The organism is Candidatus Uabimicrobium helgolandensis (genome assembly GCF_041508025.1).
Lineage (GTDB): Bacteria > Planctomycetota > Uabimicrobiia > Uabimicrobiales > Uabimicrobiaceae > Uabimicrobium > Uabimicrobium helgolandensis.
This window is the reverse complement of sequence record NZ_CP165719.1, coordinates 2,811,572-2,827,961: the sequence shown is the minus strand read 5'-3', so window position 1 is coordinate 2,827,961 and position 16,390 is coordinate 2,811,572. Positions and strand designations below refer to the sequence as shown.

Here is a 16,390-nt window from a genome sequence, read left to right as displayed (position 1 = left end):
TAGCAAAAGAAGTGGCTTATTTTTTGCCGCTTCTTTTGTTATTAATTTTTTTGATAGTTTCTTACAAATAAAGCTTTATTCTACAGTAATTTGATGATCAGCAACGAATATCTCTTCTCCATCAACAAGCCCTTTAACAGTGACTTTTCCTTTGCCAACACTTAGTCCATTTAGTGGTATAAAATAATTACTTTTCAAACCCGGTCTTATGGTATTTGTCCACTCAAATGTTCTTCTTTCTCCGCCTCTTTCAGGACAATTTATATTGGATGATGTATATATTTTTGTTGTAACTGATTTAACCTTATCACTCTCATTATGTATTGATGTTCGACATATGAAGCCATTTCCTTCTTCTACAACTACAGCACTCATTGCACTTTGCATATCGACTTGATAATTATTTTGTTTTGCTGTAACTCTATGATATGGCAATCCTTTCTTGTCGATTTTAAGAGCAAAACTAGCTGTTTTTTGTCTACCTTCGTCATCAGTTGCAACGACATCAAAGGAACCACTACCACTACATAAATGTGTAAGTTCAAATTGGCGCGTTATTTTTTCGCGTAGTTCGTTAATTCTATACTTAAAGACACTTGGATATTTATCATCTCCATATTTCGTATTAAAAGGTAATACAATACGTAAAGTAATATTTTCTAGAGAAGTACCATTTACACTTTCTAAATTAACAATATACATATTTTTTTCATTCACCTTTAGTTCTTTTGGAAAATCCATTGATATGTTAAGTGGGAGATTACTTTTTGGTTTTAGTTCTCCTTTTGTTACAATATAAGGATATCGTAAATTAATTTGCGGTAATTCTTTCTGAGTTATACGAACAAGAAACTTATCCTTGCCTGCTGATAGAGCCATACCTTCGAATTTGTATGTATGATCTTTGCTTGGTTCAAGACTAGATAAACTCCATGAAATTGCAGTAGAACCTGCCCGATTATTATACTCAAAGTTAGAAGGAAGCATCATTAGAGTTCTTATTCCATAGGCTGTTTTATTTCCTGTATTTCTAATTGTAAATGAATAACTACTTTTTTGGCCAACAGGGATTTCAAAATTTCCTATTAATTCTCCGATAAGATAGCTTGAATCTGACTGAATATATTCTTGTATTTTTCTTTTTTCCGCAAAGATGGCTAATTGTTGTTGCTTTTGAATATTTTCAAGTGCTTCCTTTGCCTCCAATGATACATTTTTATCATGACTTTTAGTCAGCTCGATAAAAAAAGGAATAGAATCAGATCCAAATTTTACAAGTGATGCAAATGCTTTTTTGCGTATTTTTTGATCATTCTTTTGTGCAGCGAGTATGAGATCTTTTTCTTTTTGATAAAAGTTATCACTGTTAGCTATAATATTTAGCGCCCACCTTGCCTCGCGGCGAACACCAATATTTTTATCTTTGCTTAAACTTTCAATAACTGCCAAATGTTTTTTTGCACTCTTGCCCATATTTACAAAACTACGAGCTGCAATTTCTCGAAGAGTAGGATTTTTATCAGTAGCGAAACTTATAACTAGATTATCAGCACTAATTTCAGCCAATGCCATTGAGACGGCGCGCCTTACGCGAATGTTTTTGTCATTGGCCAATTTACGCAAAGCAGACAAAACATTTGGTTGTTTTAATCCTATGTCGCCAAAAGCTAAAGCAGCCCAGATACTTACTTCGGTGAACTGTTCATTTTTGAGCAAATTAACAATCGCAAGTGCTATTTTTTGGTTACCTCTGCCTACTTTTGCCAGAGACTTTAAAGCATCAATGCGGGTACTTATTTTTTCATTTTTTATATCTTGTAGTAAATTGCTTATTTTTTCTTGGGCATTTTCTGGTAATGAATACAAGCTTCTTTTCATTCCGCGGCGCACGCTCCAGCGAGCTAAATCATCTTCGTCAGAGAAATTTTCTGCCATAATCCATACACTAAGCAAAAGAAAAATTATAGTTGTTTTTATCTTCATATTAATCTCCAATTTTTATAAGGGATTGTTCTTGTTCCTGTTTTTGAGAAAGTTGTTTAAATCTTTTGAGTATTTGTCTAATAAGTGGTAATTTCACATCGTTTTGCGGAAGAGAAATGTAAATATCTTGTAGTAAATGCAGTCCCATCGAAGCGTACAAAGCATTTTTATCTTCATCAGCCTCAATAAATTCTATAAGTTGTGCCAATTGTGATATTGAATGGAGCACCTTGTTTTCTTTGTGATAGAAAATTAAAGCTAGTTGATACGAAGCAAGTGCTAAAACCTCGGTATTTTCAGTACGATGTGTTACCTCTGCTAAAAGGTATTTAGATTTTGCAAGGTTTTTATTTTTATACTGCATTGCTTGGCGTACCATTTTCCATGGATTTTCTTCTAAAGAATATTCAGCGACAACTTCCAAAGGTTGTTCATTTTCTACACTGTGAATAATTACTTCTGGTCTTTTGAAAAAAGAACCCATCCAAATACCAACAACAACAAACAATATCGCAGCTGCTGTTAGCTTCCAAACTCTACGTCTTTTAGGATGTGTTTTCGCAATAACAGAAGAAACAAATTGCTTTGAATCAAATGGATATGTTGGTTCGTGGTATAACTGCTCTAATTTTTTCAAAGATTCAAGAAATTCTCCGCACTCAATGCATTGCGATATATGCTTTTGGCTATCGTTATCTTGTTGATTTTTGTCCCACTGTGTTGATATCAACTGTTGATATTGTTCACAATTCATAACAGATCCTTTATTGTCTTTAATTTTTCCATCAATGATTTTCGTGCACGAAAAATAAGTCCGCCAATAGATGTTTCAGGACATCCAAGAATAGAACTTATTTCTTCATAAGAGCAGTTTCCATGAGTTTTTAGTAAAAAAGCTGTTCTTTGTCGCTCAGGAAGTTGTTCCGTTGCTTCAACTAAAATTTCTCCTAATTCTTTATTTTCACATATTTCTACAGGAAATTTTTCCTGAGAAACTACATTTTTTTCTAATGGAGTTGTCTGGCGCACCTTCTTTTTTCGGAGTCGCGAGATGCTCTCATTTATAACAATTCGCCGCAAAAATTGAGGGAATTTTCCCTCGTTGTTGTATTGCGGCAAAAGATTGTAGACTTTTAAAAATACCTCCTGAGCAATATCTTCAGCGTCTTGTTGATTTTTTAAAAACTGATAAGCAATACTTAGAACAAAACGGTGGTATTTTTCGACTAGTTTTGCAAATGCATCTCGATCACCTATCATTGCCATTTCAATTAGCCAACTGTCCATAAATTTACTTTCAATAAACGATGTTGAGTATTTAATACGTTTTAAAGTCGATTTTGATTTCTCGCTCCTTACATACCATAACGCACCACATCAAAAAATTTTCTGCTGATTTTTAAATTTTTTTACTAGTGTTCAAAAGCACTGAATTATGGGAGGTATGAATAGACACGCTCTAAACCAAATTGTGTAAATATTTTTACCGCGCCACTCATTAATTTCTTGACGAAAATACTTCATTTTACTAAACTAAACTGTTCTACTTCGCAAAGTATGATGTTGTCATAATTTAGGGAGAAAAAATGGCTGGAAACAAAAGTATAGGGTTAGACTTTAAACAAAGACTTCTGGGAATGAAGGCAGTAGAAGGAAAGTTTATTACCGAAAAACAGTATACTCAATGCCTTAATATTATAGATTTTTTTGAGAAAGATAAGAATCTCACAGATATCTTAGTTGAAAAAGGTTTTATGACGCAAAATCAAATTCGTAGACTTGAAAAAATTATAGATGGCGAGTTGGATCCAAACATTGAACCTAGAAAAATTAGCAAAGAAGAGGCATCGCTTTTTGGCTCGCTAGCATTAGAAAAATGCTTAATTAGTGAAATACAACTAGAGCAAGCTTTACAAGAACAAGAAAAATATCAACAACGTGGAGTTCGTGTACAGATAGGACAAATTTTACTTAAAAAAGGTTATGTTACCTCTAGTCAAGTTTCATCTATCCTTGAAAGTCAATTGAACAAAACATACTATTGCAAAAAATGTTCTATTACCACAACATCTTCTGGCGCAAAAAATGAAATACAACAATGTACAGAATGCGGTTTGGATTTGGTAGAAATGAAAAAGAAAAAGAAACCACAGAAAAAAACAGAAGATATATTGCCAATGCTCAATACTATCGAACTTTAAACAATAAATACAAGGAACATAATTATGCTGCGATCTATGATTATTTGTATGACAATTTTCTTATTATTAGTGTCATGTAGAAAACAAGAAGTCTGCTGTGATATTGACTCTGTAGCAGGTATAGGATGGCCTTCAGCAGGCTATAGCACTATAGTAGAAAATACAAATCAAGAGAACACGAACGAAGTCTATATTCCACAGCCTACTAACTTCGATTCTTCTACAATAGAAATGCAGCCAGACTATACCTCTGAGCAAGATGAGGCAAACGAAGATAACACCGAAAACACTTGGGAAAACAATACTACTGAAAATAATGTAGCTGAAAATAATGTAGCTGAAAATAATGTAGCTGAAAATAATGTAATTGAAAATAATGTAACTGAAAATAATGTAACTGAAAATAATAACGAGAATAGTTGGGAAGACAATACTACAGATGCTAACTTTCCTGAAAATGCTAATGAGCAAGAAAATTCAATAAGCGATGCGACAGAAAAGCCAGAACAACAAAGTTTATTTGTTGCGGCCGAATTACTAGCACCGGCAAAAAGCTATATCTATAATTTATTCTCATACGAAATTAAAGTACGAAATACAAGCGATAAACCACTAAAGAATATTACGATAAAACATACTATTCCTGATAACTTGACATTCTTTTCAACCACAGGAAATGGGCAAAGAGATGGTCAACAAATTGTATGGACTGTGGATGAAGTTTCTCCTTTTGCAAGCCGTTCATACAAAGTAACTGCCAATGGACAGAAAACAGGAATTGCAAAGCTAGTTGCAAACATTACTCTTGATGATGGTTCTACGAAAAAAGTAAAAAAAGCTACAATGATTGATGCTTCAGCAGGCTTAAAAATAAACCACTTGGATACTGTAGACCCTGTAGAAGTAGATACCACAACTATTTATCAAATTGAAATTACAAACCAAGGGAATAAAAACGCTCGCGAGCTAAAAGTGGTTGATACAATCCCTAGTGAATCTACTTTTGTAAATGCTCAAGTAAAGAATATGCCTAATATTGGACACGAGGTAAAAGGAAAAACGATTATTTTTTCACCTATTCCAAGTCTGTCTCCTGGGCAAAAAATTGTTTTTGAAGTTGAAGTTGAGGTGATTGACGTTGGAGATTTAATTAATACAATAGAGGTAAGCACCTTAGATTTTGGGAAAACAATTAAATCTCAAGAAGGGACAAAATCTTTTCAAGATTAGTAAAAAAAGACGAACATATCTTTGAGAAATGTGTTGTATTAAACTACAACACATTTCATATTCTAATAACACCTTCACACTCTCACATAACCACTACACACTTGCGCTATCATTTTGCTGATAGACTCACTTCGTAAAAGAAACATACTCTTTATAAAAAATCTTTGTCTGGTGGTAAATACGAAGTAAGGTATTCTATCAATAGAAACAAAGACTAGGGAGGCGAAGTTCGACTACCGTTAACTTTTAAGGAAGCATTCTTGGTTTGAGATACTTGCTTTATAGTAACTAAGCCAAATTCAAAAAGAGAATTTTTGTCCTTCGCGATAAATGCGAAGAAATGAAAGCTAGGAGAGTGAAGATCTCTCCTGATTGGAAGTGCAATAGTCATTTGAAAACTATGTGACTTTCTCTAGGGTCTGTCATCATTCAATACAGATAAAAATATAACGGATTCATTTAATGATACGCCAGTAGTATTGAGCCCGAGCCCGTTTGCGAGCCCGCGCCCGAAAACTTTTTGAGAGCGACAGAAAGTGATTTATTGGTTCAATACTAGTTTTTTGCGATGGAAAAAGAAACTTTGCTTCTTTGATAAATTGTTAGTGAAAGTTTCGGAAACGGGCTCGCAAACGGGCTCGGGCTCGAAAAAACACACAATATTTTGAATGGTGACACGCCCTAATATATAATTAATAAGCTTTGAGGTGTAAACCTATGGAGAGATTATTGTTTTTTACGAAATTTTATGAATAACATTTCCGATTTCAATTTTGCCAACAAAGGAAATTCAAAATGAAAGCTTTAATTCAAAGAGTAAGCAAAGCTTCTGTTAGTGTAGATGATAAAATTATTGGAGCTATCGATCAAGGGGTGTTGGTTTTTTTAGGTGTGTTAGAGGGAGATAGTGAAAAAGAAGTTGATTATTTAGTTAAAAAAGTATTAGAATATCGTATTTTTTGTGATGAAAATGGTCGAATGAATAAGTCTTTGTTGGATATAAAAGGAGAAGCTTTAGTTATTAGTCAATTTACTCTTGCTGCTGATGGAAAAAAGGGACGGCGTCCCAGTTTTGACCAAGCAGCTTCCCCTCTGTTAGCAAAGCCTCTTTATGAAAAATTCATTCGAAAATTAGAAACTTTTGTAAAGACAGAATGCGGTTGTTTTGGCGCTAAAATGTTAGTATCTATTGAGAATGATGGACCCGCTACATTTATGTTAGATTATAAATGTTAGCTTTCTAAAAATTTCTCAATTTGTTCATATGGATTGGATGCATGGAACATGGAGGAAGTTGTTATTGGGTCTGTTAATCTTTCCAAAGCGATTTGAATCTTATCTAATTTACCAGTAAGAATCTTTACCGTTTCCTCAATATTATCTAACCTTTGGACTCCATCATTATCCATACCAATTGATTTTTCTTTCATACTATCAATATTTCCATAGATCGAACTTTCACTGTGTTTTGTAGTATCTTGATATTGAACAGTATCTTCCGAGGTGGTTCTTAGCAATCGACTATTAAACTCGTGCGCTTTGGCTAAATCTCTCTTTAGTTTAACGTTTTCAGAGGTAAGTTGTTGTACTCTTACTAGTGCGTCTTTTTCTCTTTGCTCTGATTTTTCGAGTTTATTGTGTGCATCTTTTATAATATTATTTATTTCTTGTCGTGCACGTTCTAGTTTCGCGATGGCTTCTCCGACCTTATTGAGCTTTTCTTCACAAAGCTTTTCTCGGATGACTAGACCACTGCTATCCCCGCCAAGCATTTCATATAAACACTCTATTTTTTCTTCCAAATTTTCATTGGTTTCAACAAGAGTATTCATGCTTAGATCGCGACGCATGTGTCTGTTTTTACTTTTTCTTTTTTGTATAATCTCTCTGAAATCAGCCATTCACTTTTTCCTGATGCGGTTATTATATAAAACAAAAACCACGATAATTTACAAAATATATCGTTATATAATATAACATATCTAAATTAACTAATCAACTATATTTTGGCATATTGAATAAAGTTTCCAAAATAATCAACTTTAAGATTTTTAACTTATTTCACAGAGCCTTCGCCATCAATGATATTATCATTATCAAATACATTGTGCGCGCGTGGAGTTTGTTCATTTAAAGGAACAACTCTAATACGTTTTTTCATTTGAGACATGACAAGTACACGTATCAAATCTCTACTGCCAGGCATGATAAGCAGAAAGCCTGTGATATCAGTTATGACACCTGGTGTTACGAGTAACACCGACCCAATAACTAATAGTAAACCATTGGTCAAGTCTTTTTCTGGTAATACGCCACTTGCTAATTGTTTTTGAATTTTCTGTAAAAGGAAAAGACCTTCTGAGCGAGCTAGTAAGGCTCCAAAAACACCAGTAGCAATTACTATAAGTACTGTATCCCAAAAACCAATAGTTTGACCTATGTAGACAAGTAAAAATAAATCTACAAGTGGAACTATTATGAATAACAAAAGTAGATTTAACATTATCTTGCCGAAAATTTCATTTTAATATTTTGAAATTCAATTATCGCACCATCTTTTAGTTGTACAACTTCTGTTATTTTAGCTTGATCTAAATGCAGTTCTACGTTTGTAGACGGGGAAAGAAAAAACCCTGTTGGACGATTACTTATAATAAAAATTACATTAGAATCATAATCGCCTTCGATTTTTAAATCTGCGTTATCTCCCCTACCAGCAATAAAGAGTACTTTTTCTAATAATATTTTTGCAGGCGAGGCATTTCCTTCTAAGATCGCTATATAGGCAGATGTTTTTTCTTCTTTACCACTCGAAGCGGTAACTCGTCTAGTTCCTAATTGTAGTGTTTCTTCTGGAGGTGCTAAATCTTTGCGTTGTGTTGGTGCTATTTCACTAAAAATGGTGACTTTTTCTCGGTCATTTTCGTAAAAAATTAGGCTGTGCTTGTTTTGTTTACCTATGCCTATTTCGTCTTTATTGCGAAGAGCACAGCGTTTAATAGGCAGCGAGTTAACACTTGTTCCATTTTGACTATTTAAATCTTCAATAAAAAATTCACCATTTGCTTGAATAATTCGCGCATGATTGCGTGAAATTCCAAGGTTATCAATACAAACTGTATTATCTTCTGTTCTTCCAATTGTAAGAGGTCCAGCTCCTACAAAGAATTCTTGAATAATATTATTTTTAAATTTTAAGAGTACTTTAGCCATATTTTTATGGTACAGTCCTTGAAGACTAATACCTCCCTTTTTACAATTTATTTTATATTTTTCTTTTTTCCTAAAAAAACAAATTGTAGAATAAATGAATAATCTCGAAGTGTATGATACTAAAAAAAATATAAAAACCAAATAAAAAACTTCAAAGTGTCTAAAATTATTGTGTTTATACGCAAAGCCGAACCACATTTACCAAGGGGTTTTCACATGAAATTACGACTTTTTATTCTGCTGGCATTATTTTCGCTGGCAATGTTTGGTTGTCAAAAAAGAGAAATTGTTTACGATAACTATATCGATTCTTTTCGTTATAAACCTGAAACCGAGTGGGACTATTTATATTTACTTGATAAAGGTAATGATACGCAAGTTGCAGATAAACAGTAGTTTTTTTCTCTGCTGTTGTGAATAAAAAAAGCTCCAATTATTTTGGAGCTTTTTTTATTTATCGAATTATTTTGGCGCATTTTTAAATAGTACCAATTCGTCCTGCTACGAACCGGGATTACCTGGAGGAGGAGAAACAAAAACTTGCGTTTTTGCACGATAAATTAACTTGCCCGCGCGAAAAATTCTAATAATTATATCAAATAATGTCAACGGTGTTTGCTTTTCTAGCGTTGGCGATTGTATTTCTAGACTAAAAGAGTATTGTGATAAGTGATTATCTTCATCAGAAACAGTTATGTTATATGGTAATGTAGGTACACTCTCAGCAACAAATCCCGTCCCCAAATTACATACAGCATTAGCATCGCGAATACCAGGAATAAATGTACTATCATCGCTTGTGTCGGCAGTTTCAAAACCTAAAGGCTTCATTCCGCCATCAGAATCAAAAATGGCTTCATCATCTCCATTAACTTCTACAGGGAGTATAAAGCTCAATCCAGAATCAATTCCATCGTAAAAAAACTTGAACTTACCCTTGGACGTGTTTAATGGCTCTGAATTTAAAATTTGCATAGATGACATAAAGCTACTATGCACTGATTCTGCAATGAGTGTTGACTGCGTTTCTTCTACTGCTTTTTTTGTTGAATGGAGGCCTGCAGGAAAAAGAACTAACACACCACCAAGTCCAACAATGAGAATTCCAATTGCTATTAATATTTCAATTAATGTGAAACCACTATTTTTTCTTTTCATAAGACTAATCCTGAGTAATTAACAGTTGTACTACTTTTGAAAAAGTCCGAGTTAGACGTCCTCTTTCATCCGTTAGATCTGCGTTTAGACGAATTGCGAATGGAAACTTTGTTAGTGGATCGTCTATATCGTTATTAAACACAATCGTATTTGGCCTGATGACTTGTATTTGCCCATTTGACGTATCAAAAGCAAAGTAATCAATTTGAAAAGAGGGTTTTACTATATTGTTAGAATTTTCCTCTGCAATAAATTGACAAACAATATCGTTTGCTAATGTATGTTCATAGGATTCATTGACCGGGTCAGGGTCGGGAACAGGTAAACCGTTTACATCTTTTGCAATTGCATCGACAATATGTCTTTTTAGAGTCCAGCGATTATTTTTCTCTTCTAAATAATAAAATATTCGCGCTTCTGATGTTACGATTTCAGGTTCAACATCATCACTACTTGAGTTCATAAATGATGTGGTAGATAAAAACTTCATCAGTAAGTGTGGACTCGTATCGTTCTGAGGATTATTAATTGTAAAAATATGATCATTGTTGTCTTGGGTATTTTTTAAGTCTTTTTCTAAATTATTCAAGCCGGCACGAGCATTTTGAAAAATAAACATTCTATTTTCTGTTGTCGTCATCATTCCTGTTACACCGTCAAAAATAATGACAAGTGCTCCAATAATGATAATCATTAACGACAACGATATGAGAAGTTCGATCAAAGTAAAGCCACGTTTTTTATTCATTATACACCTACTATTTAACGAACAGATACAATTACGCGTCCTGTATTACGCACTATATTAACATAACAATTTTTGTCAGCTTCATTTTGCTCTACAATCACAATATCTGTGTCATTGCTATCTTCAGGATCATTGTCTTTATCTCCTTGAAAATGAAGCTCTCCACTTGGTAAAAAAATATAGCTCTTGTTAGCTGCTGGTTCACTAAAGCTGGTGCGGTCTGGCAATAATCTAGGCTCTTCATGTAAAAAAAATGTGTTGTCAGATCTATTCAAAACATAAATATGCATACTGCCTAAACTGCCTGTTATGTCTGTTTCTACGCCGTTTTTAATCAAAGTATTTGTGGTATCATCGATAAAGAAAATAACATGTGTTTCACTTTTTTTACTAATAGCAACAGATCGCGCTTTTGTAAATATAGATTGTAACATTTGTCCAGAGGCTTTTAAACGTCGATTGCGTGTAAATTTTATGAACATTGGTGCAGACAAACTCGCCACAAAACTGATAATTGCAATAACAATTAATAATTCTAGTAGCGTAAAACCTTTTTTGTGTTTGCGCATGTTAATCCTAATCACTAGTGCGTTTTTTTGTCTTTTCGATGTTCCAACTAACAATCTCATCTGAATCGATTAAGGCAAAAGAAGTCGAATCATCGTCAGAATTGCCGTCGGTGCCATCTAACCCATCAGCTCCAAGAGAATATATATCAACCATACGCAAATTTCTGGTGTCGTCATCGAAATTATTTGGTCCTTGAGGATCGTCTCCTGAATGATCACGACCAGGACAAACGCGTAGAAAATTTCCAAAACCATCTGAAATTAGCGCATCATTATCTCCTGGATTATCGGGATCTACACCATCGGGAAATGTTGTTGGTAAATTTTGAGAAATAAGTATATCACCATCTATTTCTTCATCGTTACTTACTTTAATGTCTGTAAGTACAAAACGTAATCGACGGTTAAATTCCTCAAAAGCATCGTCGTCAAACGAACTCAATTCTGATGTATCACCACCTATAGCTCCGTAACCGTTGTTTTCAAGTGTTACAGTGTTATTTATGTCTGGATAAACCTTGAATATTGCACGGTACTCATCACATCCTGAAACTAGAGCCATTATTGTTGCTCGCGAACTTTCAATTAATGCTTTTTCTCTCACGGATTGACTAGCCACAACTATAAATCCCGCGAGAATACTAATAATAGTAATTACAATGAGTAGCTCAATCAATGTAAAGGCATTTTGCTTTTTTTTCATAACAGCACTCACCTACTCTGTAAAGTTAGTAATAATACGCGAAGGATCTACAATTTCAATATCTTCAGCTTCACAAAACATTTGATATGTGTCAAAACGAATAACGGCTTCGCGTGGGTCTTCGTTCACTTGATCTCTTTGAAATTTTTGGGTTCTTCTTTCTGAATCCATTTCATTATATTTTACAGTAGTGCCAAAGCGAGTAGTAAGTATTGGTGCATCACCGTCTCCTACAGGATCTCCAGCAGCATTTGTTAAACTTTCTTCGTTTACATCTAAGTAATTGTCTAGCGGACGTGCAGAAACCTGTCCTAATCCGTCGACATCTCCGTCATTAGAGGTATCACCATCTAGATGGCGTACGAGATTATTGTCAGCATAATCACTAACCTCTTCGTTGAATTCTCCACGTTCTGCTGCACGGTTTGTTGGCGTACAATCATTTACACCACCACCTGAAGTATTACCATCAGGAGGAAAAGCTCCAAGATCGCTGTTATACATTGCCAGTGATTGATCAACAGTGCTTAGTAGTGCTTTAATTTCAGCGCGATGTGCTGATAACACTGCTTTTTGTATTGCTGGTATTAAAATAGAAGCGAGTACACCAATAATAGCGACCACCACTAGCAGTTCGATTAGAGTAAAACCTGAATTTTTTTTCATAAAAGTCTCCTTTTAGGATATAGGTAATCAAAATAACCTTATTATATCCTAATACTAAAGTTATGATTTCTTACTAACTTTCAATCAATGCTTTTTCTATTAACCATTGCGAACCTTGTAAGAATATCAACAATGAAGTAGTCTAATGTAAAAGTATTTTTTTGTACAAACTACTCTGTAAAGTTAGTAATAATGCGCGAAGGGTCTTCAATTTGAACATCTTCAGCTTCACAAAACATTTGATATGTGTCAAAGAAAATAACGGCCTCGCGTGGATCTTCGTCCACTTGATCTCTCTGAAATTTTTGGGTTCTTCTTTCTGAATCCATTTCATTATATTTTATAGTGGTACCAAAACGAGTGGTAAGTATTGGTGCATCACCGTCTTTTACAGGATCTCCGTTAGCATTTCTTAGATTGGCTTCACTTACTTGTAGGTAAACGTTAAGTGGTTTTGTCGAAACAATCCCTAAACCATCAATATCTCCGTCATTAGAGGTATCACCATCTAGGTGACGTATAAGATTATTGTCAGCATAAGCACTAACTTCTTCGTTGAATTCTCCACGTGTTGTTGCGCGATTTGTCGGCGTACAGTCGTTTACATCACCACCTGCAGTATTGCCATCTGGAGGAAAAGACCCATGGTCAATATTATACATTGTCAGTGCCTGATCAACAGTAGTTAGTAGAGTTTTAACTTCAGTGCGCTGCGTTGATAATAATGCACTTTGTATTGTTGGTATTAAAACAGAAGCGAGTACACCAATAATAGCAACCACTATCAACAGTTCAATTAGCGTAAAACCTGAGTTTTTCTTCATAAAAATCTCCCTTACTAAGGTAAAATTAATAGTTAGTAACTCTATAATTTAATTGTATCGTGGTAACTATAAACTTGCAAGGAATTTAACAAAAACTGCTTTTGAAATGACTGTAAGAAAATGGTATCGTTTTGATGATGTTATAGAGGATACAATTTAATAATTGTGCGAAGAAAAATCATCTTTATGTGCAATTGTGGACTGGCATTGTACAAAGATCATTTTTCAGTGGCGTTGTTCTAGTTAAGTGATGTTCTTCGAAACGCGGAAACCTAAAATTTTGTTGCTGTATTTTGCAGCTAAACCGCTACGACTTGCTGAACGACACGATGCTATGTTGTCAAACCAACTTCCTCCGCGCTGTACTTTTACAGGACGCACCGCTTTTAACATTTGGCTCATGCCTTTGCTACTAAGGGTTGTAGAATTGTTTGCACTCTTTGTGGAATAATTACTATACGTATCAACGCACCACTCCCAAACATTACCAACCATATCGTGGATGCCATAAGGATTACATTTTTTCTTACCAACTTCGTGGGTTTTATTTTCCGAATTTCCTTGGTACCAGAAATAGTCGTCTTTTACATCATCTCCCCAGTAGTTTTTAAATGTCGTTCCCCCGCGGCAAGTATACTCCCACTGGTCCTCACCTAAAAGTCTTAAGCCAACTTTTTCACAAAAAGAGTAGGCATTTTCCCAGCTGACTCTTTCCACAGGTAGATAGTCACCTTGAAAATGAGAAGGATTGCTTTTCATAATCTTGTGCCATTGACGCTGAGTTACTGGATATTTTGCGACATAAACCGCGCGATGAACAGTAGAAATGTGCTGAGTTTCACTACTCTTGCGCCCTTCTTCATTTTCCGAAGATCCCATAAAAAAGCGTCCAGGTGGAACAAGTACTAACTCAAAACTAACATCCTCAAAAACATATTCAATATTTTTTTGCAATTCATTTTGATCTGCGTACCAATTTTGATAAGCTTCGGCGTATTCTACTTGTTTATCCCAAGGTAAACTTATCCATTTATCACTGGAAAAATCCATGAGAAATTCTTCTTTGTCCCAGCATTCTTTCCATACTTCATTTTCTGATTCGATATTTGGCCCAAGATCACCAAATTCTTCATTAGCTCTACTTTGAAACCCAATAACTAAACTTTGCATTGTTTCTGGTTCGCGATGGCTTTTTACTAAAATATCAAATAATAAGCGTCCAAAATACATTGAAATCATGCATCGTAACGAATTTTGATGTTGCTTATCTAGTTTGCTAAAGAAATCTTTTATTACCATTGGATTCAAATCGCTAATTAAATCTAACACAATCGGCCTTAGCCATTCAAGTTGTTCTTTTTGCAGTTTGAGTAGATTACCGAGTGCGCGGCGTTTAACACTAGGGTCTTCACTAAAAAGCTCAAGGCTTTCTTCCCATATTTCATAAAAATCTTTGTCTTTTTGTGTCAATATTTTAATAATTTTTTGTTTAGCTTTGCTACTCTCTTCCCATAGACATCCGCGCAAAAGATCTATGGCATAATCGTTGTCAAGTTTATAAGACTGTAACTTGTCTATCGCAGCTAAACGTTTACCGTCTTCAAAGGAGTGTAGTACATCAAACAATTCCCAGGTTTCGTTATCGCTAGGATATAATTTTTTCAAAATACGTATACATGTTCGGCGAACAGTGCGATTTTTATTAATGAGATAATAAGAAAGATTTTCTTTTAACCAGCTCATTAAGCGTTTCTGTCGCTCTGGTTTTTCACTTTCGTACATATCGTAAATTTCATCAATACATACAAAAACTTTATCTGTATCGTAATTTTCTAAAGCTTTATAACGTTCCATTACTAGATAGTAGTAAATTTGCACATCTTCATTTAGAGATTTTATATCGTAATTTACACTTTTTAAGAGATTAGCACCTTCTAGTTTTTGTGCAAAATTGCTACTATTGGTAATTAGTTTTGTGGCAAATGGAACAAAACTGTCTTTGTCACCAAGATTACCTTTTTCTAAGGACTCTCGCAGTAATTCTTGCCATTCTTCTTCGTATTTTCGTAACTTGTTTAGTGTTTGCTCAGGAGATATTTTGATGTAATTTAGAAGTAAGCGTTTGATCTCTCTTTTGAGTTCTGTTGTGTTTTTATAACGTTGATCGCGATTTTTTTGCATCATCTTCATTGAGAGATGCTCTATTTCAGAAGGTACATCTTTGCGCACTTTTTTCGGAGAAGGAGGATTGTCGCGTGGTCGTAAACGCATATAGAGAAGTTGTTGTGTGGTCTGTCCATAAAAAGGATATTCTCCAGTAATCATGTAAAAGAACACAACTCCCAAAGAATAAATATCTGTTCGCGAATCTACTTCACCACCTTCTACTTGCTCTGGAGAAAGATACCAAGGTGTTCCCATAATTGCGCCATCTACCGTAAGGGTACTACTTTCAAGGAACTTTGCAATTCCCAAGTCGGCGATTTTCGCGCGACCTTTACGATTGATTAGTATATTTTCTGGCTTTATGTCGCGGTGAATGATTCCCTTTTTATGGGCAGCTTCGAGTCCCTTGACTATTTGGTGTAATATGATTAAGGAAGTTTCAAAAGGTACGGGAAGATTGTCGTCTAGGAAATCTCGAAGGCTTTCGCCATCTATGTATTCAAGTTTGATAAAGTGAATATCTTCTGTTTCTCCAATTCCCCATACTTTAATGACATAAGGGCTGTTTAGTTTATGTAATCCTTGGGCTTCACGTCGAAAACGTGCAATGACTTCTGGAGAATCCACGAGATCTTTTTTTAGTGTTTTGATAGCAACGGAAGTATTCAATTTACTATCATAAGCACGATAAACTTCTCCCATGGCACCTTTCCCTAGAAATTCAAGAACTACAGCTCCTCCAATTTCTTTACCAATCAATACATCCGACATCTAGTTATTTTCCTTAAGAAACATAAACACTCACATCCGAGATTACACCGTCAACAATATTACAAGAATATAAAGTTTATGTCAATGTTCTACTCAAATTCTACGCTGATTGACAAAGTACTTAAAAACTTTTACAACTCACTTAATTGATGACATTT

At 34.6% G+C, this 16,390-nt stretch carries 17 protein-coding genes; 4 read left to right on the top strand and 13 right to left on the bottom strand.

Features of this window, described 5'->3' with window-relative positions; all coding sequences use genetic code 11:
* Window positions 1-75: 75 nt before the first annotated feature.
* From UABHE_RS10270 to UABHE_RS10260, 3 genes are read right to left on the bottom strand one after another with little or no spacing between them, the layout of a single operon-like run.
* On the bottom strand, window positions 76-1,983 hold the full coding sequence (locus tag UABHE_RS10270; RefSeq protein ID WP_372370175.1) for a HEAT repeat domain-containing protein: 1,908 nt from the start codon (window positions 1,981-1,983) through the stop codon (window positions 76-78).
* 1 nt (window position 1,984) lies between these two features.
* Window positions 1,985-2,737 carry an anti-sigma factor gene (locus UABHE_RS10265; RefSeq protein ID WP_372370174.1) on the bottom strand — a complete coding sequence of 251 codons (753 nt, stop codon included), beginning with the start codon at window positions 2,735-2,737 and terminating at the stop codon, window positions 1,985-1,987.
* Window positions 2,734-3,270, bottom strand: a complete 537-nt coding sequence (locus UABHE_RS10260; protein WP_372370173.1) for an RNA polymerase sigma factor — start codon at window positions 3,268-3,270, stop codon at window positions 2,734-2,736. Before UABHE_RS10260 ends, UABHE_RS10265 begins: the two co-directional genes overlap by 4 nt.
* Window positions 3,271-3,569: 299 nt before the next feature.
* Here UABHE_RS10260 and UABHE_RS10255 point away from each other — a divergent pair, with 299 nt between their 5' ends.
* From UABHE_RS10255 to dtd, 3 genes are all read left to right on the top strand, one after another.
* Entirely contained in the window at window positions 3,570-4,184 is a 615-nt protein-coding gene (locus UABHE_RS10255) for a hypothetical protein (protein ID WP_372370172.1), read from the top strand.
* A gap of 24 nt (window positions 4,185-4,208) precedes the next feature.
* Window positions 4,209-5,414: a hypothetical protein gene (locus UABHE_RS10250; RefSeq protein ID WP_372370171.1), complete on the top strand. Its 1,206-nt coding sequence runs from the start codon at window positions 4,209-4,211 to the stop codon at window positions 5,412-5,414.
* A 795-nt stretch (window positions 5,415-6,209) separates the two neighbouring features.
* Window positions 6,210-6,650, top strand: a complete 441-nt coding sequence (dtd, locus tag UABHE_RS10245) for a D-aminoacyl-tRNA deacylase (RefSeq protein ID WP_372370170.1) — start codon at window positions 6,210-6,212, stop codon at window positions 6,648-6,650.
* Here the strand turns inward: dtd and UABHE_RS10240 are convergent.
* The 3 genes from UABHE_RS10240 to UABHE_RS10230 form a co-directional block, all read right to left on the bottom strand.
* A complete protein-coding gene (locus tag UABHE_RS10240) occupies window positions 6,647-7,315 on the bottom strand; it encodes a hypothetical protein (protein WP_372370169.1) in 669 nt (222 codons plus the stop codon). The genes dtd and UABHE_RS10240 overlap by 4 nt on opposite strands.
* A gap of 155 nt (window positions 7,316-7,470) precedes the next feature.
* On the bottom strand, window positions 7,471-7,917 hold the full coding sequence (locus UABHE_RS10235) for an FxsA family protein (RefSeq protein ID WP_372370168.1): 447 nt from the start codon (window positions 7,915-7,917) through the stop codon (window positions 7,471-7,473).
* Window positions 7,917-8,627: an FHA domain-containing protein gene (locus UABHE_RS10230; RefSeq protein WP_372370167.1), complete on the bottom strand. Its 711-nt coding sequence runs from the start codon at window positions 8,625-8,627 to the stop codon at window positions 7,917-7,919. Before UABHE_RS10230 ends, UABHE_RS10235 begins: the two co-directional genes overlap by 1 nt.
* Before the next feature lie 216 nt (window positions 8,628-8,843).
* Here UABHE_RS10230 and UABHE_RS10225 point away from each other — a divergent pair, with 216 nt between their 5' ends.
* On the top strand, window positions 8,844-9,023 hold the full coding sequence (locus tag UABHE_RS10225) for a hypothetical protein (RefSeq protein ID WP_372370166.1): 180 nt from the start codon (window positions 8,844-8,846) through the stop codon (window positions 9,021-9,023).
* A 105-nt stretch (window positions 9,024-9,128) separates the two neighbouring features.
* Here UABHE_RS10225 and UABHE_RS10220 read toward each other — a convergent pair whose 3' ends face one another.
* From UABHE_RS10220 to UABHE_RS10190, 7 genes are all read right to left on the bottom strand, one after another.
* Complete coding sequence (locus UABHE_RS10220; protein ID WP_372370165.1) at window positions 9,129-9,785, bottom strand: prepilin-type N-terminal cleavage/methylation domain-containing protein; 657 nt, start codon at window positions 9,783-9,785, stop codon at window positions 9,129-9,131.
* A 4-nt stretch (window positions 9,786-9,789) separates the two neighbouring features.
* Window positions 9,790-10,533: a prepilin-type N-terminal cleavage/methylation domain-containing protein gene (locus UABHE_RS10215; protein WP_372370164.1), complete on the bottom strand. Its 744-nt coding sequence runs from the start codon at window positions 10,531-10,533 to the stop codon at window positions 9,790-9,792.
* A gap of 14 nt (window positions 10,534-10,547) precedes the next feature.
* A complete protein-coding gene (locus UABHE_RS10210; protein WP_372370163.1) occupies window positions 10,548-11,102 on the bottom strand; it encodes a Tfp pilus assembly protein FimT/FimU in 555 nt (184 codons plus the stop codon).
* 7 nt (window positions 11,103-11,109) lie between these two features.
* On the bottom strand, window positions 11,110-11,805 hold the full coding sequence (locus UABHE_RS10205) for a type II secretion system protein (RefSeq protein ID WP_372370162.1): 696 nt from the start codon (window positions 11,803-11,805) through the stop codon (window positions 11,110-11,112).
* 12 nt (window positions 11,806-11,817) lie between these two features.
* Entirely contained in the window at window positions 11,818-12,471 is a 654-nt protein-coding gene (locus tag UABHE_RS10200; protein ID WP_372370161.1) for a type II secretion system protein, read from the bottom strand.
* A gap of 170 nt (window positions 12,472-12,641) precedes the next feature.
* On the bottom strand, window positions 12,642-13,295 hold the full coding sequence (locus UABHE_RS10195) for a type II secretion system protein (protein ID WP_372370160.1): 654 nt from the start codon (window positions 13,293-13,295) through the stop codon (window positions 12,642-12,644).
* Window positions 13,296-13,538: 243 nt separating this feature from the next.
* Window positions 13,539-16,232, bottom strand: coding sequence for a bifunctional serine/threonine-protein kinase/formylglycine-generating enzyme family protein (locus tag UABHE_RS10190; RefSeq protein ID WP_372370159.1), 2,694 nt, complete (start codon window positions 16,230-16,232; stop codon window positions 13,539-13,541).
* Window positions 16,233-16,390 lie beyond the last annotated feature (158 nt).